Source organism: Bacteroides sp. 51 (assembly GCF_010500965.1).
In the GTDB taxonomy this organism is placed as follows: domain Bacteria; phylum Bacteroidota; class Bacteroidia; order Bacteroidales; family Bacteroidaceae; genus Bacteroides.
The window spans coordinates 1-3,487 of record NZ_QVMI01000067.1 but is presented as its reverse complement, the minus strand read 5'-3'; the positions used below and the strand labels follow the sequence as shown (position 1 = coordinate 3,487).

Sequence of the window (3,487 nt, the reverse complement as noted above, 5' to 3'; positions counted from 1 at the left end):
ATAACAACTGTTATCCAAAACTTTTCATTATCCCAACTTTTTATTAGAACGCCTTATAATGAGTTGCTTTCAGGAAAAAGTTGGGATAATTGACAGCACATTTTAAACATCAAGACCGAACATTGCTGCCAATCCTTTATTCTCTGGCATTTTCCATTTCCTTTCCAAAGATTTAGTCACAGTGTCTTCGAGTGTTTCAATTGCCGCTTTTTTCTGTTCCTCTGTAACATCTTGATATATCATCGTTGACTCAAGTCTAGAATGTCCCATCAGTTCTTTAATCTCGACAATGTTAATATTATCTTCTCGCCAATGACATGCCATACTGTGGCGCCAAAGGTGACTATGCAAGTTCAGAGGAACCTCTTCACAATGTTGATGCGCTTTTTCAGCATATAGCTTTAACCGCTTACTAATAGCTGGTTGCGTTAGCTTATTTCTGTTTCCGTGACATGGTGAGTAAAATAAAAAATTGCCTTTCGATGGATTTTTACCATGAAAAACTTCAATGTAACGTCTGAGCCACTCTACCAACCCACTCTCAAGATATATCGATCTAATCTTGTTTCCCTTACCAAGAAGTAGAACAAATGGGTCTTTTGCATCAAGGTGTACGTTACGGATTGTAAGAGACAAAATCTCATCAATGCGAGCGGCCACACCGTAGCTGAGCATCATGAGCGTGAGGTCTCGCAGTCCGATACGGGTATTCGTGTCTGGTACGGCAAAAATAGCTTGAACGGCATCGCGTGTCATCCCTTTTATTTTCTTTTGTGGTTCCTTGAGCGGACGAAGATGTTCAGCAGCTCTAAGATACAGATAGCTATATGCCATATTTTTCCCTCCGATATATTCCAGAAGGCTTTTGATTACAGACATCCTATTATTACAAGTGCTGTTGCTGGCATTTCTTTCATTCTTTAACCACATCCGCCATTCATTGAGCGTTTCTACGGAATAACACGCGGTGGTAAGCGAAAATATGTCAACATGTTTGACAGTTTCCAGAAATAGGGTAAATAAACGCAGTGACAATCTGTAAGCCCGTTCTGTATGGCAACTGCTGGTCTTAAGAGTTGGTACATGGATGTTAATCCATTCATATGTATATTGTGCAAGGTCTCTGGCTTGCAGAGATATAGCTTTCTTGTCATTTTTACTCTTTTTCATCGGTTGGCAGTTTAGGTAGAATACTATTAAAATTCTTTTCTGTATTTCGTTTAAGTTTGTCTGTAAGCATCGGAGTGATATGGAAGTAACCAAAAGTACTTTGTATATTCTTATGGCCCATACTTCTTGAAAGGAATAGGAGTTTACCGCTAAGTTCATACCCATGGTTTTCCCATCTTGTTATGTTGGCGACTGCGTAATAGCTTCGCAAGTCATAAGGACAGGCTCTTTCATTGCTAATTTTATACCAGATATTTCTGAAGTGGTGTGACTCCCATTCCGGTTTATGAGAACAATCGTTTCTATCGGGGAACAAGTGTACTCGCCCAGGCATAAGTTTGGACATTGCATTATTATAATCTTGCAATATAGAAAGCATTGTTTCATGCAGAACGACACGATGTTGGTCTACACCTTTGGACTTTTCAATTTCTATGACCCCCGTACTAAAATCCACATCACTACATTTCAACCAACGGGCTTCGCAAGTTCTCATTCCGGAACTTAGCAACAGCCGGAAAAATACAGGCACTTCCAGTCGGTTGAGCATGTTAGAACGGCTCTTCTGTCGGTTAGATAAATCAAGGAAATGACAGTCACATTCATTAAAAAATAATGAAAGTTCTTCGGAAGTAAAATAATGAGGCACATATATGCTTGCCTCCCTTGAGAGATCTCTTCTGCGTTCTACATCGCACCACTTCTGTATACGGGCATAATCGATAAAGTTCCAAATTGCTGCTGTACGAGTTCGACATGAATACCCTTTCTCTGTCAATCTTTGATTGCACCATGAGGTCATCTCATCAGTTAATATTTTGGCATCAGGATAATTCACAGCAATATAATTATCAAATCGGTGAAGTTCTTTATTATAAGAAGTATTCCATCTATTGGCCGCTTGTCTGCTCAAGACAAATTCCTCTAGTTTAGGGGCAAGAAATGAGTTAAATGGTCTTTTCATATCTTGAATAATTTAGATGATATTGGATAGTTTTGTATGCTGATAGAACACTCGCGTAAGTGTTCTATATCAGCATCAGCATAATGTTTTATTGATGCCGGTGACGTATGTCCCACAATGGAGGAGACAACATCGCATTCCACTCCGCGACTAAGGAGAAAAGTAACAAGATGATGGCGAAATACCCTCGGACCAATCGAACCTCCTTCAACCCTGACTCCCGCTTTTTCAAAAATTCTCGTGACAATACTACGAAGATTTTTAAAACTTCTATGAGGACTGAGTTTGGTGACCAGTATAGTATCAACATCGCTTTCGGGACGTTCTGTTGTGATGTAATCGAAAAGTTCATTGCCTATTGCCGCATTCATGGGGAGAGACAGTGGTTGATCGGTTTTGGATTGAGTAATGCGTATTCTGTTACGTTTCCAGTCGATATCTTTTGCTGAAAGAGATACAATGTCTGTCCCTCTGAGGCCAAGAAAATATAATATCCATCCTACACTTCGCTCAATATGTGTCAACTGTGATTTTTCATCTTCAAGACATTCCCTTATTTTTCTGGATTCTTCAGGTGTCAGATACTGAAAATTCTTATTCCCACTTTTAATTGATGGTAAAAAGTCTTGCAAACGTTGTATAGGCTCTCTCATCAAGGCTTTTGCTGATTCTAGTGCTCTCTTGATTTGCGAACAGTAATCTCTTCCCCGTTTTTGTTTTTCTCCATCAAAGAAGAACCGATATACCATTTCAGGGGTAACCTCATTCAACGAATAAGCACCTGAATCTTGTAAATGCTTGAAAAAGCGCATAGTTGCTCTTGCTTCATTTCGTACAGTCTGAGGCATTTTCCCATTGAGACCTCCGACTTCAAGATGGCGTTTCACTATAAATTGATATTCCGCATTCAATTGGCTGTACACCGATAAAACTGCCGGGAACTTATCGGTAGATTTCATTCTACTGGGATATTCTCCTGTTTCATCGAAACGTTTGACGTTTCCAAGATAACACCTAAAGGCCTTGTATCTTTGTTCGTTAGGTTTGTAGCCTTGTCGTTTGACCTCATAATAAAATAAGTCTTCGTATGAGGTAATCTCTAAAGATGATCCAATGTCCAATGCTAGCTGGATACACTTTTGCGTCTTGTAGACAAGGTCTTTGCAGTAGTCATTTTTAATGAGGTAGTCGATCAAATACTGATAATTCTCTTTAAGATTGGTAATGTCCATAATATATTTTTTTAAGTTACGGACACAAAATAAGGAGCATTATCAAAACTATTTATATTTATACTCTTGAAAATGAGCTGGATTTATAAAAAGTTTGGATAATGAGAAGGTTTGGATAACA

General features: G+C 38.9%; 3 protein-coding genes. All 3 read right to left on the bottom strand.

All coding sequences use genetic code 11. The features are described from left to right. Positions 1-102: 102 nt before the first annotated feature. The 3 genes from D0T87_RS23355 to D0T87_RS23345 are packed head-to-tail and all read right to left on the bottom strand — an operon-like array spanning position 103 to position 3,366. Positions 103-1,170: a tyrosine-type recombinase/integrase gene (locus tag D0T87_RS23355; RefSeq protein ID WP_163178546.1), complete on the bottom strand. Its 1,068-nt coding sequence runs from the start codon at positions 1,168-1,170 to the stop codon at positions 103-105. Then, positions 1,157-2,134 (bottom strand): tyrosine-type recombinase/integrase, encoded by a 978-nt coding sequence (locus D0T87_RS23350; RefSeq protein WP_163178544.1) that lies wholly within the window; start codon positions 2,132-2,134, stop codon positions 1,157-1,159. Before D0T87_RS23350 ends, D0T87_RS23355 begins: the two co-directional genes overlap by 14 nt. Then, positions 2,131-3,366, bottom strand: a complete 1,236-nt coding sequence (locus D0T87_RS23345; protein ID WP_163178542.1) for a tyrosine-type recombinase/integrase — start codon at positions 3,364-3,366, stop codon at positions 2,131-2,133. Before D0T87_RS23345 ends, D0T87_RS23350 begins: the two co-directional genes overlap by 4 nt. Positions 3,367-3,487: the final 121 nt, after the last annotated feature.

Coding starts and splice junctions, on each gene's coding strand:
- D0T87_RS23345 (WP_163178542.1), bottom strand. CDS start 3,366: ATGGACATTACCAATCTTAAAGAGAATTATCAGTATTTGATCGACTAC.
- D0T87_RS23355 (WP_163178546.1), bottom strand. CDS start 1,170: ATGAAAAAGAGTAAAAATGACAAGAAAGCTATATCTCTGCAAGCCAGA.
- D0T87_RS23350 (WP_163178544.1), bottom strand. CDS start 2,134: ATGAAAAGACCATTTAACTCATTTCTTGCCCCTAAACTAGAGGAATTT.